Origin of the sequence: Lachnoclostridium sp. An138, from assembly GCF_002160765.1 — a bacterium.
Lineage (GTDB): Bacteria > Bacillota > Clostridia > Lachnospirales > Lachnospiraceae > Laedolimicola > Laedolimicola faecalis.
In genome coordinates this window covers 1-1,248 of sequence record NZ_NFLF01000054.1, presented here as the reverse complement: position 1 = coordinate 1,248, position 1,248 = coordinate 1, and the positions used below count along the sequence as shown (strand labels likewise).

The window sequence follows — 1,248 nt, the reverse complement described above, 5'->3', positions numbered from 1 at the left end:
CAGGATAATTAGGTATTATCGCTAACAAAGCAACTCAAGCCTAATCCTTAGATGGAATATATTATATCAAAAATTATCATTTTTTTCCATAACAATTTCTCTGAATTACTAATACTGCACTTGTTGGGGAACCATCAAAACATATTTTTTTAAGTCCCAGATGCTGCTATCACTTATATACGCAAAATAGGCCACCAATATATAAGCTGGCCTTCAGATAATCCGTCAGATATGTAAAAATATTAAGCTACTCTAAGTATATTCATCCGGTTTCGAGGATGCAGCTCTCGCAAAATTTCTGCCTGTCTTTTTGCCGCTACATGTATATAAATCTGAGTTGTTTTTATCGAACTGTGTCCTAATATTTGCTGTACACAGCTAATATCTACCCCTTCCTCTACTAAGTACGTCGCAAATGAATGTCGAAACATATGAGGGGTTATGTTCCTTTCTACACCAGCTAATTTTGCATACTTTTTCAGCATTAATCTTATCGACTGCTCTGTATATCTGCACCCACGATTATTTACAAAGAAAAATCCACTCTGTTTTATATCTTCTGCATTCTCTTTATAATAGTTCTTGAGGACACCCAGAATTTCAGATGAAGCAATCTGAACATACCTTTCTTTGCCGCCCTTACCCATAATTTTTATAAGTCCTGTATTTAAGTTTACACTATCTTCTCTAATATTTGATATTTCATAAACTCTGGCTCCAGTAGCGAAAAGGGTCTCTATTACTGCTACATCCCTCAGCCAATATTTATATGCTTTTACATTTTTTCTATTTTCTTGTGCATACATACAATTTAGTATCTGCTCAATCTCTTCACGGGGAATAATCCTTGGAAGAATAATGCTCTCCTTAAACTTCACTTTGATTTTTCTAAAAGGCGTGTCGCTAATAATCTCACTCTCTACGAGATAATTATAATACGCCTTAACTGAGGCAATTTTACGTTTAATCGTTTTCTGTTTAAATTTCTTATGCAACTCTGTTATATAATCTTCTATTTTCTCTTTTCCAGGAATATCTTCCTTCACATATTCAAAAAATTGCATCAAATCAATTCTATATGCTTTAAGTGTATTCCAATCTAATTCCTTTCTAAACTCACAATACTCAAGATATCTTCCAATCTGCTCCTTATAATCCATATCTTCGTCCTCCACGCTTTTTTGGGTAGTGTATCACAAAATTCTACTTTCTTCACTGTCTTCTTAATACGGATAATTGAGAATTATC

The 1,248-nt window shown here is 33.7% G+C and carries 1 protein-coding gene; it reads right to left on the bottom strand.

The features are described 5' to 3' along the window. Positions 1–242: 242 nt before the first annotated feature. Positions 243–1,160, bottom strand: coding sequence for a tyrosine-type recombinase/integrase (locus B5E82_RS17740; protein WP_087308842.1), 918 nt, complete (start codon positions 1,158–1,160; stop codon positions 243–245). Positions 1,161–1,248: the final 88 nt, after the last annotated feature.